We start from the raw sequence: 18,752 nt of genomic DNA, 5'->3' as shown, positions 1-18,752 counted from the left end.
GGTTAAAGCTACGCGTTAGCGCTTTATTGGGGTTTACGACTGCATGAGTCCGTCACTGACCGTTCGCCGTATCGCCGCCGATCAGGGTGCCGTGCTCCGCGAGCTTCGAACAGCATCGCTGCGCGACGCGCCTTATGCATTCGGCGACACGCTCGAAGACGCGCTATCGGCCGATGCCGCCGTTTTCGACGCCGCGGCGGCCCGCCATGCGGTTTCGCACACCGGCACGTCGTTCATTCTCTATACCGAGGGCCATCCGGCCGGGCTGATCGGCGCGAGCTTCGAAAGCGCGCCGGCGCGCCGCGCGTTCGTTTCGGCGCTGTGGGTCGCGCCTGCGGTGCGTCATCTGCGCGGCGGCGAACTGCTTCTGAACAGCGCCATCGAATGGCTCGTGAGCGAAGGCGCCACGCAGGTCTACGCCTGGGTGACCGACGCGAACACCACGGCCATGCGTTTCTACGAGCGCCTCGGCTTTGTCGCCACCGGCGATCACGCGCGCAGCCAGCAACAGCCCGAGCAATGGGAAACGTTGCTCATGCGCGCGCTCGGCGAGCACGCGAAGTCCGCTTCTTCACCGGCTTCTTCACCATAACGCCTGCCGTTCGCGCCGCTGTGCGCGGCGGCGCTCCAGCTTCACTTCCCTCCGTACGACACACCGAACCCGATCGTTCGCGCTCGCGGTCTCGCTTCGCGCGCTTTTTTTGCGCCATTTTTGTTTGTGCGCGGGTTGTGCGTATCGAGCAGGGAATTTGGCCGAATACACCATTAAAAATAATGGCCGTGTGCGTCCGCGCCTGTAAAATACGCAAAATTTTTAGCCGAACGCCATGTCGCCCAGGAAATCGCCATATTTTGAACTGAAGAGCGGTTCAGTCGATACGCTTCTGTTCGTGGTCAAGACGACCGAGCTCGATGCCATGCGTGCAGAACTTACGCGGCGCTTCGAGGCGACGCCTGAATTCTTCGCAAACGACACCGTCGCGATCGACGTGCGGCGTCTCGCCGACGGCGAGCAGGTCGCGCTCGGCGACATCGCGCGTCTGCTGGAAAGCGTGCGCATGCGCCCGGTCGGCGTGGTTGCACAGCCTGAGCAACATGGCTGGGCCGCTGCAGCAGGCCTGCCTTTCCTCGAAGCGCGCGACCGCCGCGGCGCGGGCACGAAGCCGGCCTTCGATGAAGCGGCGAGCGACGGCGAGGCTTCGAATGCGCCTGCCACTGCATCTGCCAGCGCTTCTGCCACCGCATCGGCCGCGCCGCAAACCACTGCTGCACAGCCCGAACTCTTTCCCTCCGAAACGGACCCGGCCGCCGCCCAGGCGAGCGCGGCGGCTACGGTGAGCGCCGCGGCGTCGCTCGAAGCCGGCGCACGCGCGGAACCCACGCTCGTGGTCGACCGGCCGCTACGCTCGGGTCAGCGCATCTACGCAAAGGGCGACGTGGTTGTGCTCGGCCTCGTTTCCAACGGCGCGGAAGTGATCGCAGAGGGCAACATCCATATCTACGCGCCGTTGCGCGGCCGTGCGCTTGCGGGCGTGCACGGCAACCACGACGCACGCATTTTCTGCACAAGCCTCGAGGCGGAACTGATTTCGATTGCGGGCATCTACCGTACCACTGAAGTCCCACTCGCCGACGACGTGCGCGGCAAGCCGGCTCAAATCCGGCTCGAGGAAGAAAAGCTGTTGATCGAACCGTTGAGGCTCACCTGAGTCGCAGCTCGAGCGTCGTGCGCAGGCGAGCAGGGGCATGAGCGGCACGCGATGAGACCAAACTGAGAAACTGACGAACGCAAGGTAAGGGAATGGCAAAAATCATTGTGGTGACTTCGGGCAAAGGTGGTGTCGGCAAGACGACCACGAGCGCGAGTTTCGCATCGGGCCTCGCGTTGCGCGGCCACAAGACCGCGGTCATCGACTTCGACGTGGGCCTGCGCAATCTCGACCTGATCATGGGTTGCGAGCGCCGCGTCGTGTACGACCTGATCAACGTGATCCAGGGTGAGGCGAACCTCAATCAGGCGCTCATCAAGGACAAGAAGTGCGAAAACCTTTTCATCCTGCCGGCCTCGCAAACACGCGATAAAGACGCGCTCACGAAGGAAGGCGTGGAGAAGGTGATCGAGGACCTGCGCAAGATGGACTTCGAGTACATCGTGTGCGATTCGCCCGCCGGTATCGAGTCGGGCGCGCTGCTCGCGATGCACTTCGCCGACGAAGCGCTCATCGTGACGAACCCGGAAGTGTCTTCCGTGCGCGACTCGGACCGCATTCTCGGCATGCTGTCGTCGAAGACGAAGCGCGCGATCGACGGCAAGGACCCGATCAAGGAGCACCTGCTCATCACCCGCTACAACCCGAAGCGCGTGAGCGAAGGGGAAATGCTCTCGCTGAACGACATTCAGGAGATCCTGCGCATTGAACTGATCGGCGTGATCCCCGAATCGGAAGCGGTGCTGCACGCATCGAACCAGGGTCTGCCGGCAGTGCATCTGGACGGCACCGACGTCGCCGAATCGTACAAGGACGTCGTGTCGCGCTTTCTCGGCGAGGACAAGTCGCTTCGCTTCACCGATTACCAGAAGCCGGGCCTCTTGCAGCGCCTCTTCGGTAGCAAGTAAGGGAGGCGAACGTCATGTCGTTTCTTTCGTTTTTTCTCGGCGAGAAGAAGAAGTCCGCCTCGGTAGCGAAGGAACGCCTGCAGCTCATCATTGCTCACGAGCGCGCAGGCGGCCATCCGCCCGCCGACTATCTGCCGGCCCTGCAACGCGAACTGGTCGCGGTGATCTCCAAGTACGTGAAGATCTCCGATGAAGACATTCGCGTGAGCCTCGAACGTCAGGACGATCTCGAAGTGCTCGAGGTCAAGATCGAGATTCCGCAGGCTTGAGTCTTAAGCGCGCGCAGCCGCTGCGCTGCGCGCGTCGTTTGTCGTATCGCTTCGCTTTTCCTTCGCGCCTTGCTTTCTCGCGCGCTGCGCGCCAACGCCCCTTCCGCCTTACCGAAATATTCGGTTTCACTTCACCCTGCGCCGTTACACCGCCGCTGTCAGCGCAACGCCCTGTTCGTGCATTGATCGGGTAACGCCAATCATGGCGTCCACATTCAAGGGTGATCAACATGAACAACTCCATTCGCCTCTTCATCGCCAAGGCCGCGATCGTTGCTGCGGGCACATGCGCTGTCGCGGCTCCCGCGCTTGCCGAAATCGTCGTGCTCGAGCCGAGCGCGCCGCCGCCTGCCGAACGCGTGGAAGTCATGCCGGCGCCGCGTGCGGGCTACGCATGGGACAAGGGCCACTGGCGTTGGGACCACGGCCAGTACGTGTGGGTGCGCGGCCACTGGCAGGCTGAGCGTGTTGGCTATCACTGGGTGCCGGGCCACTGGATCGCGCACGGCCCGAACTGGCGCTGGGTCGAAGGCCACTGGGCCGCTTGATCTTTCGAGCCCGAGGGGAGTCTTAATATGAGTAAAAAACTGCTCGCGGCAGCCGTGCTCGCGCTTACGCTGGCGGGCTGCATCGTCGTGCCGGCGCGGCCCATGTACGTGCGACCCGCGCCGGTCGTCATCTACTAGCCGTTGACCGTTGTTATCGATCCGTCGACGGGTCGTCCATTCCGGGCCCGACGCGCTTTTGTCGCGTCGGGCCCGGTGTGTTTTGCGGTGCGCGTTGTCGATGCCACACGTCGTTTGAGTAAGAAAGGGACAGATATCGTTCGCATCGAATCGACTATTCGCAGGTTGACGCAAGGTTCGTCCGCTAGAATCTCCGGAAATCCCTTGAAGACTGGAATATCGGGCCCCGCGGTCCGCAGCACAATGAAACGAGTTTTGATTGTCAAAGTGACTTCGCTCGGCGACATCGTCGAAGCGCTTCCGGTCGTCGCCGACGTGCAGCGCGCCTTCCCTGGCGTCAAGGTCGATTGGGCCGCGGACGAGGCCTTTGCCGATATCGTGCGCTGGAACGCAGGTGTCGACCGCGTGCTCTGCGCGCCGCTGCGCCGCTTCAAGAAGGCGCGCCGCTGGAGCGACTTCAAGGCGATCTGGGCATCGATTTCGGAACTGCGCGCTTACCGCTACGACGCGATCGTCGACATTCACGGCGTGTACAAGAGCGCGATCATCGCGTTTATCGCGCGCGGGCGGCGCCGCTTCGGCTATCTGTCGCAGGATCTCGGCGAGCGTGGCGCGGCCTTCGCGTACAACGGCCGCTTCGGGCCGCGTCCGAAATGCGATGCGTGGCACGGCATGCGCATCAGCGCCGGCGAGGCGCTTGGCTACACAGTCGATACGCCGCCCGACTTTCAGATGCGCATTCCGCGCGACGGCACCGCGCTGCCCGCGCCTGAGGCGCCCACGGCGCTGCTCTTTCATGCGACCTCGAAAGACGAGAAGAAGTGGCCGGTCGCGCATTGGGGTGAACTGGGCAACGCGTTGATCGCGCGTGGCCTGCGCATCGAACTGCCGTGGGGTTCCGATAGCGAGCGCGCCACGGCGCTCGAGATCGCGGCGCTCATCCCAGGTGCTACGGTGCTGCCGCGCCTCACGGTCTCGCAAGTCGCACAGCGCATCGAAGATTGCGCGCTCGTGGTCGGCACCGACACGGGCTTCGTGCATCTCTCGCACGCGCTCATCAAGCCGACCGTGATGGTCTTCGTTTCGACCGACGCCGAGCACAGCGGCGTGCGTGCGCCCAATCGTTCGATCTCGATCGGCGATGGCCATCACGTGCCACCCGTGCAGGTAGCGATCGATGCCGTCGACCGCATCTACCCCGCGCGCGACGGTGGCCCATCCACGCAGGCATCGCGCGTTCACGCCGCTTGAGTTTTCGCGCTTCTGCGCGCGCTTGCCGCGCGCTTTCCTCGCCGTTTTCTCGCGGTTGCCTCGCGGTTTCCTATTACGAGCTTGTTAAAAGTGTCGCGCTCGTATTGCACGCGCGCGTGTGGGCGCACGTGCAAAAGGCTTTGGACGCCCATCCTGTTACACGAGCCATACCGCTGCTTACAAATTGCAACGCCTCACGCCTTCGCCGTCGTGTTCAATCGTAACCGTCCAGCCCGACATCGCATGGCTGGACCCAGACACTGACTTGAAGGGAGAACACTGTGAAACGATTGACGCTTACCCTCATCGCCGGCGCTTTGCTTGCGGCTTCGCTGGGCGGCTGCGTCGTGGTGCCAGCCGGCGGCTACTACGGCGGTGGCTACCATCACGGCTACTACTACCGCTGATCGCCGCCACACGGCGCAGCACCCCATGGCGCCGTGCGAATGGCACCAGCGGCACCAGCGGCACCAGCGGCATGCCGGCCTTCAGGCAAGCAGCATTTCGATTGCGACGACTGCGGCAATTGCCGCGGCGTTCGCCGCCAGCGCTTCGAGCACGACCGCGCGCCAACTCGCGGTGCGCAGGCGAAACGCCATCAGGAGGGAGATGCCCAGGGCGAGGGCGATGATCAGAACAATGTCGGCGTTGCTCAGATGCAGGTTCATCATCGGCTCCCCCGGGAGATCGCTCCCCGCCTGTTGATTCGAGTATAGCCACGCATTGCGCGTGCCCAAAGCGATCAAAAATCGCGATTTGCAAGGGCGTAAAAAAAGCGGAGTCCGGCTGGCGGACTCCGCTTTTTCTTTGATGCGGCGACGCGTTACGACAGCGACGTATGGCGCGTTTCACGCATGCACAGGACACCGAACAGGCTCACGCAGGCGGCGATCGACACATACGCGCCGACCCACGAGAGACCGCCGCGCGCGGCGAGCACCTGGGCGATATACGGCGCGACCGAAGCGCCGAGAATGCCGCCGAGGTTGTACGCCACGCCCGCGCCCGTGTAGCGCACGTTCGTCGGGAACAACTCGGGCAGCAGCGCGCCCATCGGCGCGAACGTGGCGCCCATCAGGAACAGCTGGATCACGAGGAAGAGCAGCACGAGCGGCGTTGCACCGCTGCCGAGCAGCGGCTCCATCGTGAAGCCCGAGAGAATCGCCAGAATGCAGCCGACGATCAGCACCGGCTTGCGGCCGAAGCGATCGGAAAGCCAGGCCGAGATCGGGGTGGCGATGCCCATGAACACCACGGCGATGCACAGCATGCCGAGGAAGGTCGGGCGCGCAATGTGCAGCGCCGTCACGCCGTGCGAGAGCGAGAACACCGTCGCGTTGTAGAACAGCGTGTAGCACACGACCATGGCGAGCGCGCCGAGCAGCGTCGGCCACCAGTACTGCGAGAGCAGCGTCGCGATCGGCACCTTGACGCGTTCCTCGCGCTCGACAGCGGCTTTGAAGGCGGGCGTTTCAGCGATCTTCAGGCGCACGTACAGACCGAGCGCGACGAGCACCGCCGAGACGATGAACGGCACGCGCCAGCCCCAGTCGCGGAACTGCTGGTCGGAGAGCGTCGAGGCGAGCCCGAAGAAAAGGCCATTCGAGGCGAGGAACCCCACCGACGGCCCGAGCTGCGGGAACATGCCGAACCAGCCGCGCTTGCCTTGCGGCGCGTATTCCGTCGCGAGGAGCGCGGCGCCGCCCCATTCGCCGCCCAGGCCGATGCCCTGGCCAAAGCGCAGGATGCACAGCAGGATCGGCGCGAGGCTGCCAATCGCGTCATAGCCGGGCAGGAAGCCGATCAGCGTGGTGGACAGGCCCATGACGAGCAGCGACGCCACCAGCGTCGATTTACGGCCGATGCGGTCGCCGAAGTGGCCGAAGATGAACGAGCCGATTGGCCGCGCGACGAACGCAATGCCGAAGGTGACGAACGCCGAGAGCGCCTGCGCGGTGGCCGAGCCGTGCGGGAAGAACACGGGGCCGATGACGAGCGCGGCAGCCGTTGCGTACACATAGAAGTCGTAGAACTCGATTGCGGTGCCGATAAAGCTCGCAAAGATCACGCGTGCGGTGCTTTGCTGCTTCGCTGCGTTTGCCTGATCGGCGCGCGCGGGCGAAATGGGGGAGGTGGACATTCAAGGGTCTCCAGTCGTTGTGACGCGCTTACGCCTCCCGTCTTGCGAGGCTTGCGCGGACGTCTTTGTTCAGGCTCGAAGCGTGGCGGGGCGCGCTCTGGCGCGCGACGCTCAGGGCGCTTCCAGCACGCAGCGTCCGTCAGGCGGCGACGCTTCGCCAGTATGCATCGCACAGCGCGGGCTGTGCGCGGTGGTTCCTGACCGGCTATGGCGCGTGCCGATAGGCACGAAGGGGCGCGAGCACGATCGAAGCCTCACGCGGCGGCGCGGATGGCGCGTGGCGAGAGGCATGGCCGGCGGGCGCCGGCTGGGGATAGCGAAAAATTATAACGACCGTGCGCGCCGCGCAGCAAGGCGGGCGTAAACAGGCGGGCGAAGCGTTGACGTTACTGGAAGTTCTGCGCTTGCGGCGAAGCGAGCGTGCGCAACTGGAACTTGCCGTTGTCGTTGAAGAGCCAGTCCTCGAACATCTCGAGCTGGCCGGCGGAATTGAGCAGGCCGCCGGGCGGTGGCGGCAGCGGCGCGGCACGGCGCAGTGTTGCGAGTGCGGTGGCCTCGGCTTCGTTGTCGCCGTTGGTCCGATAAACCGATGACTTCACGATCTGGCCATTGCGATTGACCGTGAACGACACGACCACGAGCGAGCGGAGCATGGCCTGCGGCGTGCCGTGCAAAACGTAGGTCGGGTTGTGCGCGACGATGTGTTTCGCGACCGTGGTGCGGTAGTCGTCGAGTGTGGCGCTGTTGATTGCCGCGGGAGGAATGGCGAGGAGCGGTTTGGGCGGCGGCGTGATCGTGCAGGCGCCGAGGCACCCGAGAATCGCGAGCAGCAAAACCAGACCGAGGCGCCGTGCGAGGAAGGCGCGAGGTGCGGACGAACCGCATGACCACTGGACGCAGATGAGCATGTCGAACAAGCTCGGAAGCGGAACCTGATTCGAGCTTAGACGATACGCAGCGGGAAGCAATCAGAACTGTCCCGCGTTGTCACGGGACGTGGGACAAACGTGCGAAGCGGCGGGTGCCTGAGCGTGCTTATTCGACCGGGAACTGTGCGCAGGGATCGGCCGTGGTCGTCGCGCAGGCGTACGAGTACTCGCCGCTCTTCAGGAACAGTTCCTTGCCGACCTGGAAGTTGTCGCGAAGATTGGGCGAAGTTTCCCACGCGATGTAGCTGGAGCACATCACGGCGAACAGGACGACAAGCGAGAACGCGAATTTTTCGAGCAGTTGGTATTGGTGCGGCATGGTGATCTTTCCCATCGATGGGTAGGATTTTACCTCATGGTTAGGGTTTTCACCTAGTGAATTGCGCGCGGTTTCTTGCGGCGATTTATGGGTTCGACCCTTTAATTGCGGGCGTTGTGACGGGATATTCGATCCGAATGTCGGCGCGCCCTGGCTAAGCACGGCTTGCCGTCGTTAAATTAATCGCAGTCCTGATTATTTATTCCTCGATGCTGACCACGCATGCTCTCGTGGCATTGGGGTGGCATCTCGTTGATCAGCGGCGTATTGGCCTGATGGCCGGCGCTTTGACGACACGCTGGCGCGCAGACGCGCCAGGTTTCAAGAATTGGCGGAGGCGGTGTCCGCCATAATTAGCGTCTCCGACTGTAGTCGACTGTACTCGACTGTCAATGAATCGTGCTGAAAAATAAGGGGTTTCTGTGATTTAGTTGTCTCCCACTGTAGCCGACTGTAAACTCTCATTTCGTTTTGTAGTGTGGGAGTGTGGTGTATGGGAAAGCGACTCGTTAATCGCCTTACGCCGCTCGCGATTAAGCGTGCTACCAAGCCGGGCTATTACCCGGATGGCAACGGCCTTTTCCTTGTCGTGGGCAAGGGCACCGGCGCCGAGGTCGGGGGCAAAAGCTGGGCGCTGCGATACAAGGTCAACGGACGGACAACCGAAATGGGCTTGGGCGGCGCGGATATCGTGACGCTGGTCGAAGCGCGTGAACAGATGATCGACGCCCGTAACCTGTTGCGTGACGGAATTGACCCTCTTAAGCATCGGAGGGAAGTGTTGGCCGCGCGCAGGATGGCCGCCGTCAACGCGAAAACGTTCGAGGAATGCGGCGTCGCGTATATCAAAGTGCATGAAGCCGCGTGGCGAAACAGCAAGCACCGAAAACAGTGGGCCGCGACTTTGTTGACCTACGCGAATCCCATTATCGGCTCGATGGACGTAGCTGATATCGACACAGCGCACGTCATGCGCGTACTGGAACCCATTTGGCTTGCGAAGAACGAAACGGCCTCGCGCTTGCGTGGGCGGATCGAGTCGATTCTCGGATGGGCGGCAGTGCACGGATACCGTACCGGCGAGAACCCGGCGCGGTGGCGCGATCACATGGACAAGCTGCTGCCGGCACCGGGCAAGGTGCAACGCGAGACATCAAGGCACCATCCTGCGATTCCGTACAGCGAGATCGGGGAATTCATGCGCGATCTGCGTGAACGCCAGGGCATAGCCGCGCGGCTTCTAGAATTCGAAATCTTGACGACGACAAGGCCGGGCGAGGTGCGCGGCGCGACATGGGGCGAGGTCGATCTCGACGCCCGCGTCTGGACTATTCCCGCATCGCGCATGAAGGGCGGAGCCGAGCACCGTGTCCCGCTGTCGGACGAAGCCGTAAAGCTGCTCGAAGCTCTACCGCGCAGTAGTGATCTGGTGTTTCCGGCTCCGCGAGGTGGGATGTTGTCGGACATGGCGCCGGGGGCGGTGCTCCGTCGCATGGGCCGCGTCGACGTGACGGCACATGGTACGGCGCGCTCGACGTTTCGCGATTGGGCCGCAGAATGTACAAATTTTCCGCGCGAACTGGCGGAAAAGGCACTCGCGCATGCGCTCAAGTCGGAAGTAGAGGCGGCCTATCAGCGCGGCGATCTGCTCGCGAAGCGCCGCTTATTGATGCAGGCGTGGGCGAGGTTTTGCGGGACAATTCCTCGCGCGGCTGATGTCTTGCCGATGGGCACGCGTAAAGCAAAGTAAGAGAAGCGGCCCGCCGTGTAGTTAGCGCTGCGCGGCGGGCCTGACCATCAACCCTGCTCGACCAGGAGCACGGCAATGGCTGAACGAGAGCATAACGCAGGCAGTTTAACGTGCAAACGCGGCGCCGGAGAACGCGTCGAAATTTGGCGCGACGATGACGACGACGATCTCACGGAAGCGGAGCCGCGCGTCGTGAAGTATGCGACGCTCAAATACCTAAGCCCGGATTCCGTCCTGCCCAAACACCCCGCGCGGATCTTGGCGCCTGAAGAAATGCCGGCACGCCGAGACTCTTTTCTTTCTGGCGCGGTGCAATACGATCGCGATTTAGATGCGACGTATACCGCAGAGCGTCTCCGGCGCGCAGTAGAAACAGCCGTGCTGGCGGGGCGCCTGACGCCTCGATACGAGGATGGTACGAAGATGGACGGAATGCCGTTGCGGTGGCCGTTCGCGCCATTCGTGAGGGTATTTTTTGAGCGCGTCGAGTTTCAAGCCTTCATGCGGGACGAAGTGTTGGATCGCAAAGAATCGGTGCCGGAAGTCGCCTCGACGATCGCTGGCGGCTCGGTTGATCCGGCGGAGACTTTGACCCTTGACGCGCCTGCCAGCATCGATATCCCGCCCATGCTGATGCAGCGCAAGGGCGGCAAGCTGGCTGCGAAGTGGGTGGACGCCGAGCGGGCCGCATTGGTCGCATGGCGCAACTTCCTGGCCGCTCAAAGCGACGGCGATCCCGTCGGCACGATCTCGGCGGCACTTCAGGTGTCGCGCGAGGCTGTCAGAAAGCATCTCGAAAAGCCGAAGAGCGGGAAGGCCAAGACGCGCAGTACGCGCGTTATCGACGGCAAACGCCAGGAGGATTGATTGCTGGACGCCTGCGCCATACGCCAACAGTGTTGGTGGATCTACCGTAACACCCTCGCCCGCCAAGGGTTTGCGCGCCAACACTGTTGGTCGCTTGACGCCCACAACGCATGGCATCGAATGTGTCTCCGTTGACAGTGGGAGACACAAATGACCGAACGCCAATTGCCCCGTACCCAGACCGAAGAGCTCGTTGTTGCTGTTGCGGCGCTGCGCCCTCCTGCCGCTGCTGCCTACATCGACGTATCAATCGGAAAGCTCTGGAAGCTCGTCAAGGATGACCCGGATTTTCCGCAGCCAATAAAGGCCGCGCCACGCATCACGCTCTTCCTGACGAGCGCCCTGGACAAATGGCTGGCGGCGAAGGCGGCGGCGTCTACCGCGACACGCAATGAGCACATGAAGCGCGTGCGTGCGTATCGCTCGAAGCACGACGGTGAATTCGAAAAACCCAAGGCATCGGCGAGCAAGGGCGGCGAGGCGACTGAAGAAAAAAAACAGCCCGCGTAGGCGGGCCGAGGTACAGCTATGTCAGAGCATGATTTTCCCACAAAGATCCGCGCGGGCGAAATTCTCGACCGCCTGGATGGCGTTCGCCAGACCGGTCCCAATCAGTGGGTCGCGTGCTGCCCCGCGCATGATGACCGTGACCCGTCGCTGTCGATAAGTGCGAAGTCTGACGGAGAAGTGCTCTTGCACTGCCACGCCGGGTGTGATTTTCGCGACGTGCTAAGGGGGATGGGTTTCGATTCGCGCAATATCCCGCGCGTCGTGCCGCTGCCCGAAGCCAATCGGAAGCGTCAAGACGCGACGCGCGAGATGCGTGCCAAGGACGCGGCAACGAAGGCGGTCGCGATCCTGGCGAAGGCTACACCCGCACGCAGCGACCATCCCTACCTACTGCGTAAAGGCGTGCGTGCCGTCGATGCGCTGCGCGAGATCGATAGTGAAAAGGTGAAGGCGCTGGCGGGCTACGCGCCGAAGGTGAACGGTGAGTCGCTACGGGGCCGCCTGCTCGTCGTACCGGTGTATGTAGAGGGCAAGCTCGCGACCGTCGAACTGATTGACGAGGTGGGCAACAAGTCGGCACTCGCGAACGGCACAAAAGCGGGCGGATTCTGGGCTGTCGTGCCGCTCCCCCCTGATGCCGCGCGTATCGTGATTGCGGAAGGTGTCGCGACCGCTTTGTCGATCCACGAGGCCACCGCTTTGCCGACCGTGGCAGCGCTCTCGTGCGGTCAACTGCTAAAGGTTGCGAAATCGTTGCGCGCGCAACACCATGGCGCCGCGCTACTAGTGGCGGGCGACCTGGGCAACGGTCAGTCTGACGCCGAGAAGGCGGCGAAGGCTGTGAACGGGTATTTCGCGTTTCCAGACTTCGGCGTCGCGCGCCTCGAAGACCAGACGGACTTTAACGATCTACATCAGGCGCACGGGCTCGACGTTGTACGCGCCCAACTCGAATCAGCACTCGTGGCGCATGCGAAACCCGATACTGCCAAAGCTCCGACCGACGAGAGCGACGCACAGAACATTGCGCGGCTCGCGAAGTTCACAGCTATTGAATACGAACGCTCACGCGCCGACGCGGCGGAGCGACTTGGCATCCGTCCGTCGCTGCTGGACAAGCTCGTGAAGGCCGCACGCGACGAGGCCGAGGAGGCAAAAGCAAAGCCGTTCGAGGACGTGGAGCCGCACGCTGAACCCGTCAACGGCGAGGCCATGCTCAACGAAATTGCCAAGGTTATCCGACGATTTGTCGTGGCCGACTCGGAAACAATTGCGGCCGTAGCCTTGTGGGTCGTGACGACGTGGTTCGCTGAAGTGCTCCACGTCGCGCCCATCCTGCTGATCGACGCGCCCGAAAAGGCGTGCGGCAAGACGCAACTGCTAACCGTGGCCGGTCGGCTCGTCCCGCGCCCCGCGATAGCGGCGGGCATCTCGCCATCTGCCCTGTTCCGCATGGTCGAAAAGTACACCCCGACTCTGTTGATAGATGAGATCGAGACGGTACTGACCCGAGAGGCCGAAGAATTGCGCGGCTTGCTCAATTCCGGGCATACGCGCGATAGCGCTTATGTATGGCGCTCTGTGCCCGTGGGCGATGAGTGGGAACCGCGTCGCTTCGCGACGTTCGGATTCAAGGCTCTGAGCGGCATTAACGCGCACCGACTCGCGGAGACGATCACGAGTCGCAGCATCGTCGCGACGCTTCGAAAGAAGCTCAAGGATGAAAGGGCGGACAAACTGCGGCGCGCTGAACCCGGCCTGTTCGAGATGTTGCGCGCCATGCTTGCACGCTGGCGTGACGACAACATCCAAGCGATTCGCGAGGCGGACCCGGACATTCCCGAAGCGCTGGGCGACAGAGACGGCGACAACTGGGAGAGCCTGCTGTGCGTTGCCGACGTTGCAGGGGGACGTTGGCCACAGTACGCACGCCAGGCCGCGCTCAAGCTGTGCGACACGAGCGGCGAGCAAGCCATAAGCACGGGTACACAACTGATGAACGATATCCGCGAGGTGTATGCCCGAAAAAACACTGACCGTCTCCACTCGCACGAACTCGTTAGCGCCTTGCGCGATCTGGAGGAATCGCCCTGGAACGAATGGGGCAGAGGGCGTGGACTTTCTGTAAGAAACCTTTCGACACTGTTGTCTGAGTATAAGGTGGCGAGCCATCAGATAAAGATCGCCGGAGAGAATCGCAATGGCTACTATCTGAGCCAGTTTGATGATGTGTTCAAACGCTACTTGAGCGTTTAGCCTATTCTGCAAGGCTTCTAACTCTACTACTCTACAAACCTTATCTGGCATAGGTTTCGGCCGAATTCTTAACCCTACCTGGAGTGTGCCGGTAGAGTCAAAAATGGCCGCAAAGCCTTATGGAATAAGGTCAGTAGGTTAGTAGAGCTAGAAAAGGGGCCCTGCCGAGCAATCAATCGGAGGCGCGATGGCGGGCTTGATGGCGGCCACGCCTCATGTAAACGAGTACGCCGCACCTTCGCGGACCGTTGTCGACCCGTTACGGTCTTCTGCCCATGTAGGATCCGGTCCCCGATAGCAGTCACTCAACGCCTGAGTTACGTCGAAATCGGTGGCGGCACGTGTGCTGCGTTAGTGGCATATCATCGCCGCATCAAGTTCGTTTGCGTTCGACGGACAGTAAAATCGGGGATGAGGACGGCAATGAAGCTACTGCACGTGGTGATGGGCACAGCGGTTCTCTGGGGACTCGTCGGACAAGCCTTTGTTGTACGCGCTGAGCCGGCCGAAATAGAGTTCCACGCCCATGAAGAGGCCGAGCAGAATCGGCTATTTGATAAGCCGACACTCAATCCATCCCCGCAAAGGCCCGTCGTCATTGAAGGACGGAAGGACTCCAATCTCGAGTTGTGGTTCGCGCTTACCTACACGACGCAGGAGAAGCAATGTCAGACACAAACGATTGCTGGTCGTGTGATGGGTGCGCCAGATACTTCCCAGGAAGTCATTGATTGGCTCCGTGTTCCCGCCGGGCAGACAGAGTATTCGGTACGCTTTTTTCTGGATCGCTATTTGCCAGGGCGCTGCAATTGGCGATCATTGGCACTTCTCCGCACTGTCTTCGATGCGGCTCAAGGTGCGAGACCGGATGGTCAAAGTGCAGTCGTCGTTTTCAGGCCGGACGGAAGGCAGAGCACAAAATCCACCTCGGTATGTCGTCGCAAGCCAACCCAAGATTCTCGTGGCAAGGAAGCGTGGCTTACATGCTCGAAGGTCGAACCATTTTCACCGGAAACGACGATCATTTCGGATGAAGGGGGGCAGGTTGAGGCGGACTTTACATTCGCACCGGATTGAAGTGCGCCATTGGCGCGGACATGCCTCGTTGAGGCCCCGCAAAACCGATTCATTGACAGGCCCGAAATCAACGCTTCACCGTGCGGCTGGAATTCCGTTATGGCGCGCCGCGCATGGGCCCGATTGACCATATTCGTTGCTACGGCGACCGACCGCTTGTGGCCGATCACTGCCTGACACGAACGGTTCTAAGATCGTTTCTTCCTTCGAGTTGCGCTGTCTGCGATGGCCGCTATTCGGGCCGCCGCCGATCGAGTGCTCGATAGTTTTTGACGCACACGTTTACGCGTTTTCCGCACTCGCGCTGAAAGGCAATCTCGCGAAAGCCCCGCCAATCGTTTCGACGCGGCTCGCTTGCAGGCTCGACAGTGGCACGGATCACTACCGAGATGTGGGGCTATCGGATTGCACGACAGACCTGCACCTGCGACCATAGGGCGGCGCAATGGGCATCCTTGTGACCGCGTGCGCTGCGGGGCGCCGCGAAGACGACACTTATGCGAACGGGTGATATATGAGGCTCACGGGATCACGGGTGCGGCGTGTCAAGAAGCACGGTCAGGTTTCTTACTATGTCCCTGAACTGGCCGAGTTCATGCGCCAGAGGCGCGAGCTACCTGGTTTCAGGCGCCGCATTCCTGAACTCGCCGCAGTGTGGTGGACTTCGCCCGTCATGGGCAAGCATGCCCGCCTGAGTCCGGCACTTGCGCACGCGCTCGAATGTGCCTGGCTCGCGGGTGGGCTCGAAACGCTCGGCGCGGCCATGGGTTGGCCCGGCGACGATGTCCGGCAACGTGCTTTGTCCTTGCAACGCGAGGCTGCCGACCGGCTGGCCGCCCTTCGTGATGAAGAAAAAAAACACTGGGTGGGGCACACCGCGATCAGCGTAGCCAACGCAGAGATCAATCAACGAGGGCGCCTCGGCGGGTTCCGACTGCCGCCTGCGTCTTCTATAAAGCGGAAGCCGAGAAATCCGGATTGATCTGGAAGGGGGCCGCGATTGACCGGCCAAGGCAATTGGGTCAGTAGTGCGGCGAGCAATGCCGTACTCTGAAGTGTGGGTGAAAGTATGGGATTTTTTCAGTATCGCCCGCAAACCCTTGTCGGGTGGTTGGGGCTGGCGGAGGCGGTGAGATTCGAACTCACGGAAGGGTTACCCCTTCGCCGGTTTTCAAGACCGGTGCATTCAACCACTCTGCCACACCTCCGGAGCCGCGCATTGTAACCCGAAACGCAAGCGCGGCGGCACTCGCCCAGTCGATCCAGGTCGACCTTATTGCGGGTCCTTCAGGAACAGCGCCTGCAAGTCGTTCAGGAAGCGCTGTCCCAGTTCGGTCGGCGCGATTTTTTCGTAATCGCGCGTGATGAGCCCGCGCCGCTCGGCTTCCTGCAGCGCCGGTTCGATCGTCGTGATCGGCAGGCCCGTGCGCTCGATGAAGCGATGCACCGGGAACCCTTCCACGAGCCGCAGCGCATTGAGCATGAATTCGAACGGCAAGTCGCGTGCGTTCACTTCGTGCTCTTCCTGCACCGGCGTGCCCGCGCGCGCCTGCTCGATAAAGGTCGCCGGATGCTTGTAGCGCGCCTGACGCACGATGCGGTTCGGAAACGAGAGCTTCGTGTGTGCGCCCGCGCCAATCCCGAGATAGTCGCCGAAACGCCAGTAGTTGAGGTTATGCCGGCACTGGCGATCGGGCTGGGCGTACGCCGAAACCTCGTAGCGTCCGTATCCCGCGCCCGATGTGCGCTCGTGAATCCAGTCCTGCATGTCGGCGGACTGGTCGTCGTCGGGCAAGGCAGGCGGGAACTTCGCGAACAGCGTGTTCGGTTCGAGCGTCAGGTGATACAGCGACAGATGCGGCGGCTTGAACGAGAGCGCCGTCTCGATGTCGGCCTGGCATTCGGCGAGCGTTTGCTGCGGCAAGGCGAACATCAGGTCGAGGTTGAAGTTGTCGAAAGTATTCGCCGCGACCTCGACCGCATGTCGAGCCTGCGCCGCGTCGTGAATACGCCCGAGCGCTTTCAGATGCGCCTCGTTGAAGCTCTGGATGCCCACCGAGAGCCGGTTCACGCCGCTCGCGCGAAACTGCGCGAACTTCGCGGCTTCGAACGTACCGGGATTCGCTTCGAGCGTGATTTCCGCGTCGGCGTCGAGTGGCAGCAGGGCGCGCACATCCGAAAGCAGCCGATCGAGACCCGCTGCGGAAAGCAGGCTGGGCGTCCCCCCGCCGATGAACACCGTATGCACCTGGCGGCCCCAGACGAGCGGCAACGCCTGTTCGAGATCGGCGCGCAGCGCGTCGAGGTAGTCGTCTTCGGGGAAGCGCTCGCCCTTCCATTCATGCGAGTTGAAATCGCAATACGGGCACTTGCGCACGCACCACGGGAAATGCACGTAGAGCGCGAGCGGCGGCAGCGAAGTGAGGCGAACGCTGCCAGGCATCGTGAACGACTGCACCACGTCGATGCCGATTCGATGCTGCTGGCTCACGCTTCCTCCTGCAGTCGCGCGAGCAGTTGGCGCAGGGCGACTGCGCGATGGCTCGACGCGTTCTTGAGCGCCGGATCGAGTTCGGCGGCGGTGGCTTCCAGCTCGGGAACGTAGAAGTAGGGGTCGTAGCCGAAGCCGTTGTCGCCGCGCGGCGTGTCGAGCACCACGCCGTGCCAGCGGCCTTCGGCGATGAGCGGCTCGGGGTCGTCGGCGTGGCGCACGAGTGCGAGGACGCAGTAGTAGTAGCCGCGGCGATCCGCGTGATCCTTCAGGTTCGCGACGAGCAGCGCATTGTTCGCCGCGTCGCTCTTTTCGCCGCCCGCTAGCTGCGCATAGCGCGCCGAATACACGCCCGGCGCGCCGCGCAGCGCGCGCACGCACAGGCCCGAGTCGTCGGCGAGCGCGGGCAGGCCCGTGAGCTTCGCCGCGTGGCGCGCCTTGGCGAGCGCGTTCTCCACGAAGGTCGGATGCGGCTCCTCGGCTTCGGGCACGTTGAGCGCGCCTTGCGGCACGAGTTCGATGCCGGCCGCACCGAGCAGTGCCGCGAATTCGCGCAGCTTGCCCGCGTTGTTCGAGGCGAGCACGACACGCGCGAGCGCGTGAGCCGCGGTTTTAGCCGCTGAATCGGGCTGCAAATCAGCCATGCGAGCTCTCCAGCGCCGCCTTCTGCTTCTCGATCAGCGAGCGGATGCCGCTTTGCGCCAGGTCGAGCAGCGCGTTCAGCTCTTCACGCGAGAACGGCGCGCCTTCCGCCGTGCCCTGGACTTCGACCATGCCGCCCGAGCCCGTCATGACGACGTTCATGTCGGTGTCGCATTGCGAATCTTCGTCATAGTCGAGATCGAGCACCGGCACGCCTTCGTACACGCCGACCGAAATCGCGGCCACGTAGTCGGTGATCGGCGAGCGCTCCAGGCGGCCGGTGGCCAGCAGCTTCGAGACGGCGTCGTGGGCGGCCACGAACGCGCCCGTGATACTCGCGGTGCGCGTGCCGCCATCGGCTTGCAGCACGTCGCAGTCAAGGTTGATGGTGCGTGCACCGAGCGCCTCGAGGTCGAACACCGCACGCATGGCGCGGCCGATCAGGCGCTGGATTTCCTGCGTGCGGCCCGTTTGCTTGCCGCGCGCGGCTTCGCGGTCGCTGCGCGTGTGCGTGGCGCGCGGCAGCATGCCGTACTCGGCGGTGAGCCAGCCCTGGCCCTTGTCGCGCAGGAACGGCGGCACGCTTTCGGACACGCTCGCGGTGCACAGCACCTTCGTGTCGCCGAACTCGACGAGGACCGATCCTTCGGCGTACTTCGTGTAGTTGCGGGTGATGCGGACTTCGCGAAGCTGGTTGGCGGCGCGGCCGGAGGGGCGCTGGTTGGATTGGGTCATCGTGAGGGTGCGCGAGGGCACGAGCGGGAAGGGGAAACCATGATTTTACCGCCTAAGCGCGCCTCGCGATGGACGCCGCCCGAAGGTGGCGAGGAGGCGCCGGGAGGGGAAAAAGGGGGCCGCCTGAGCGAGGCGCGCCATGCCGCCCGCGCTTGCGAAGGCGCGCCCTCAAAAATGGGATAATGTGGATTCTCCGCCCCGCGCTTTTCGTCC

Annotated in this window: 20 protein-coding genes and 1 tRNA gene; 13 read left to right on the top strand and 8 right to left on the bottom strand. The window is 62.7% G+C overall.

Going from position 1 to position 18,752, the window contains the following annotated elements; translation table 11 throughout:
- The first annotated feature begins 43 nt into the window (after positions 1 to 43).
- From U5A65_RS20020 to U5A65_RS19990, 7 genes are all read left to right on the top strand, one after another.
- Positions 44 to 592: a GNAT family N-acetyltransferase gene (locus U5A65_RS20020; protein ID WP_321913896.1), complete on the top strand. Its 549-nt coding sequence runs from the start codon at positions 44 to 46 to the stop codon at positions 590 to 592.
- A gap of 235 nt (positions 593 to 827) precedes the next feature.
- Entirely contained in the window at positions 828 to 1,709 is an 882-nt protein-coding gene (gene minC, locus U5A65_RS20015) for a septum site-determining protein MinC (protein ID WP_321935130.1), read from the top strand.
- A 92-nt stretch (positions 1,710 to 1,801) separates the two neighbouring features.
- Positions 1,802 to 2,617: a septum site-determining protein MinD gene (gene minD / locus U5A65_RS20010; protein ID WP_028205181.1), complete on the top strand. Its 816-nt coding sequence runs from the start codon at positions 1,802 to 1,804 to the stop codon at positions 2,615 to 2,617.
- 14 nt (positions 2,618 to 2,631) lie between these two features.
- Positions 2,632 to 2,886 (top strand): cell division topological specificity factor MinE, encoded by a 255-nt coding sequence (minE, locus tag U5A65_RS20005; protein ID WP_027795398.1) that lies wholly within the window; start codon positions 2,632 to 2,634, stop codon positions 2,884 to 2,886.
- Between the two features lie 230 nt (positions 2,887 to 3,116).
- Complete coding sequence (locus U5A65_RS20000; RefSeq protein WP_321947091.1) at positions 3,117 to 3,434, top strand: YXWGXW repeat-containing protein; 318 nt, start codon at positions 3,117 to 3,119, stop codon at positions 3,432 to 3,434.
- A 381-nt stretch (positions 3,435 to 3,815) separates the two neighbouring features.
- Positions 3,816 to 4,823, top strand: a complete 1,008-nt coding sequence (gene waaC / locus U5A65_RS19995) for a lipopolysaccharide heptosyltransferase I (RefSeq protein ID WP_321947090.1) — start codon at positions 3,816 to 3,818, stop codon at positions 4,821 to 4,823.
- A gap of 281 nt (positions 4,824 to 5,104) precedes the next feature.
- The gene (locus tag U5A65_RS19990; RefSeq protein ID WP_256094537.1) at positions 5,105 to 5,230 is read left to right on the top strand and encodes a hypothetical protein; all 126 of its coding nucleotides are present in this window, start codon (positions 5,105 to 5,107) and stop codon (positions 5,228 to 5,230) included.
- Between the two features lie 81 nt (positions 5,231 to 5,311).
- Here the strand turns inward: U5A65_RS19990 and U5A65_RS19985 are convergent, their stop codons facing one another.
- The 4 genes from U5A65_RS19985 to U5A65_RS19970 form a co-directional block, all read right to left on the bottom strand.
- A complete protein-coding gene (locus U5A65_RS19985; protein WP_158758386.1) occupies positions 5,312 to 5,491 on the bottom strand; it encodes a hypothetical protein in 180 nt (59 codons plus the stop codon).
- A gap of 155 nt (positions 5,492 to 5,646) precedes the next feature.
- Positions 5,647 to 6,963: an MFS transporter gene (locus U5A65_RS19980; RefSeq protein ID WP_321935133.1), complete on the bottom strand. Its 1,317-nt coding sequence runs from the start codon at positions 6,961 to 6,963 to the stop codon at positions 5,647 to 5,649.
- A gap of 386 nt (positions 6,964 to 7,349) precedes the next feature.
- Entirely contained in the window at positions 7,350 to 7,871 is a 522-nt protein-coding gene (locus U5A65_RS19975) for a TonB family protein (protein ID WP_321913891.1), read from the bottom strand.
- 127 nt (positions 7,872 to 7,998) lie between these two features.
- Positions 7,999 to 8,211 carry a hypothetical protein gene (locus tag U5A65_RS19970; protein WP_321913890.1) on the bottom strand — a complete coding sequence of 71 codons (213 nt, stop codon included), beginning with the start codon at positions 8,209 to 8,211 and terminating at the stop codon, positions 7,999 to 8,001.
- A gap of 493 nt (positions 8,212 to 8,704) precedes the next feature.
- Between U5A65_RS19970 and U5A65_RS19965 the strand changes: the two genes are divergently transcribed.
- The 6 genes from U5A65_RS19965 (at position 8,705) to U5A65_RS19940 (ending at position 15,653) form a co-directional block, all read left to right on the top strand.
- Positions 8,705 to 9,961 carry a tyrosine-type recombinase/integrase gene (locus U5A65_RS19965; protein WP_321947089.1) on the top strand — a complete coding sequence of 419 codons (1,257 nt, stop codon included), beginning with the start codon at positions 8,705 to 8,707 and terminating at the stop codon, positions 9,959 to 9,961.
- A gap of 75 nt (positions 9,962 to 10,036) precedes the next feature.
- The gene (locus U5A65_RS19960; protein ID WP_321947087.1) at positions 10,037 to 10,828 is read left to right on the top strand and encodes a hypothetical protein; all 792 of its coding nucleotides are present in this window, start codon (positions 10,037 to 10,039) and stop codon (positions 10,826 to 10,828) included.
- A 150-nt stretch (positions 10,829 to 10,978) separates the two neighbouring features.
- Positions 10,979 to 11,338, top strand: a complete 360-nt coding sequence (locus tag U5A65_RS19955) for a hypothetical protein (protein ID WP_321947085.1) — start codon at positions 10,979 to 10,981, stop codon at positions 11,336 to 11,338.
- 18 nt (positions 11,339 to 11,356) lie between these two features.
- Complete coding sequence (locus U5A65_RS19950) at positions 11,357 to 13,594, top strand: DUF3631 domain-containing protein (RefSeq protein WP_321947083.1); 2,238 nt, start codon at positions 11,357 to 11,359, stop codon at positions 13,592 to 13,594.
- A 423-nt stretch (positions 13,595 to 14,017) separates the two neighbouring features.
- Entirely contained in the window at positions 14,018 to 14,671 is a 654-nt protein-coding gene (locus U5A65_RS19945; protein WP_321947081.1) for a hypothetical protein, read from the top strand.
- Between the two features lie 514 nt (positions 14,672 to 15,185).
- Positions 15,186 to 15,653 carry a hypothetical protein gene (locus U5A65_RS19940; RefSeq protein WP_321947079.1) on the top strand — a complete coding sequence of 156 codons (468 nt, stop codon included), beginning with the start codon at positions 15,186 to 15,188 and terminating at the stop codon, positions 15,651 to 15,653.
- Positions 15,654 to 15,789: 136 nt separating this feature from the next.
- On the opposite strand, the gene U5A65_RS19935 is transcribed toward U5A65_RS19940, so the two are convergent.
- The 4 genes from U5A65_RS19935 to rph form a co-directional block, all read right to left on the bottom strand.
- Positions 15,790 to 15,879 (bottom strand) — tRNA-Ser (locus U5A65_RS19935).
- A 65-nt stretch (positions 15,880 to 15,944) separates the two neighbouring features.
- On the bottom strand, positions 15,945 to 17,114 hold the full coding sequence (hemW, locus tag U5A65_RS19930; protein WP_321947309.1) for a radical SAM family heme chaperone HemW: 1,170 nt from the start codon (positions 17,112 to 17,114) through the stop codon (positions 15,945 to 15,947).
- 44 nt (positions 17,115 to 17,158) lie between these two features.
- Complete coding sequence (gene rdgB / locus U5A65_RS19925; protein ID WP_321947077.1) at positions 17,159 to 17,806, bottom strand: RdgB/HAM1 family non-canonical purine NTP pyrophosphatase; 648 nt, start codon at positions 17,804 to 17,806, stop codon at positions 17,159 to 17,161.
- Positions 17,799 to 18,539, bottom strand: a complete 741-nt coding sequence (rph, locus tag U5A65_RS19920; protein ID WP_321947075.1) for a ribonuclease PH — start codon at positions 18,537 to 18,539, stop codon at positions 17,799 to 17,801. The genes rdgB and rph overlap by 8 nt, the downstream gene beginning before the upstream one ends.
- Positions 18,540 to 18,752: the final 213 nt, after the last annotated feature.

This window comes from Paraburkholderia sp. J10-1, from assembly GCF_905220165.1.
GTDB lineage: Bacteria > Pseudomonadota > Gammaproteobacteria > Burkholderiales > Burkholderiaceae > Paraburkholderia.
The sequence above is the reverse complement of the archived record's forward strand: the minus strand, read 5'-3'. Positions and strand labels throughout refer to the sequence as shown.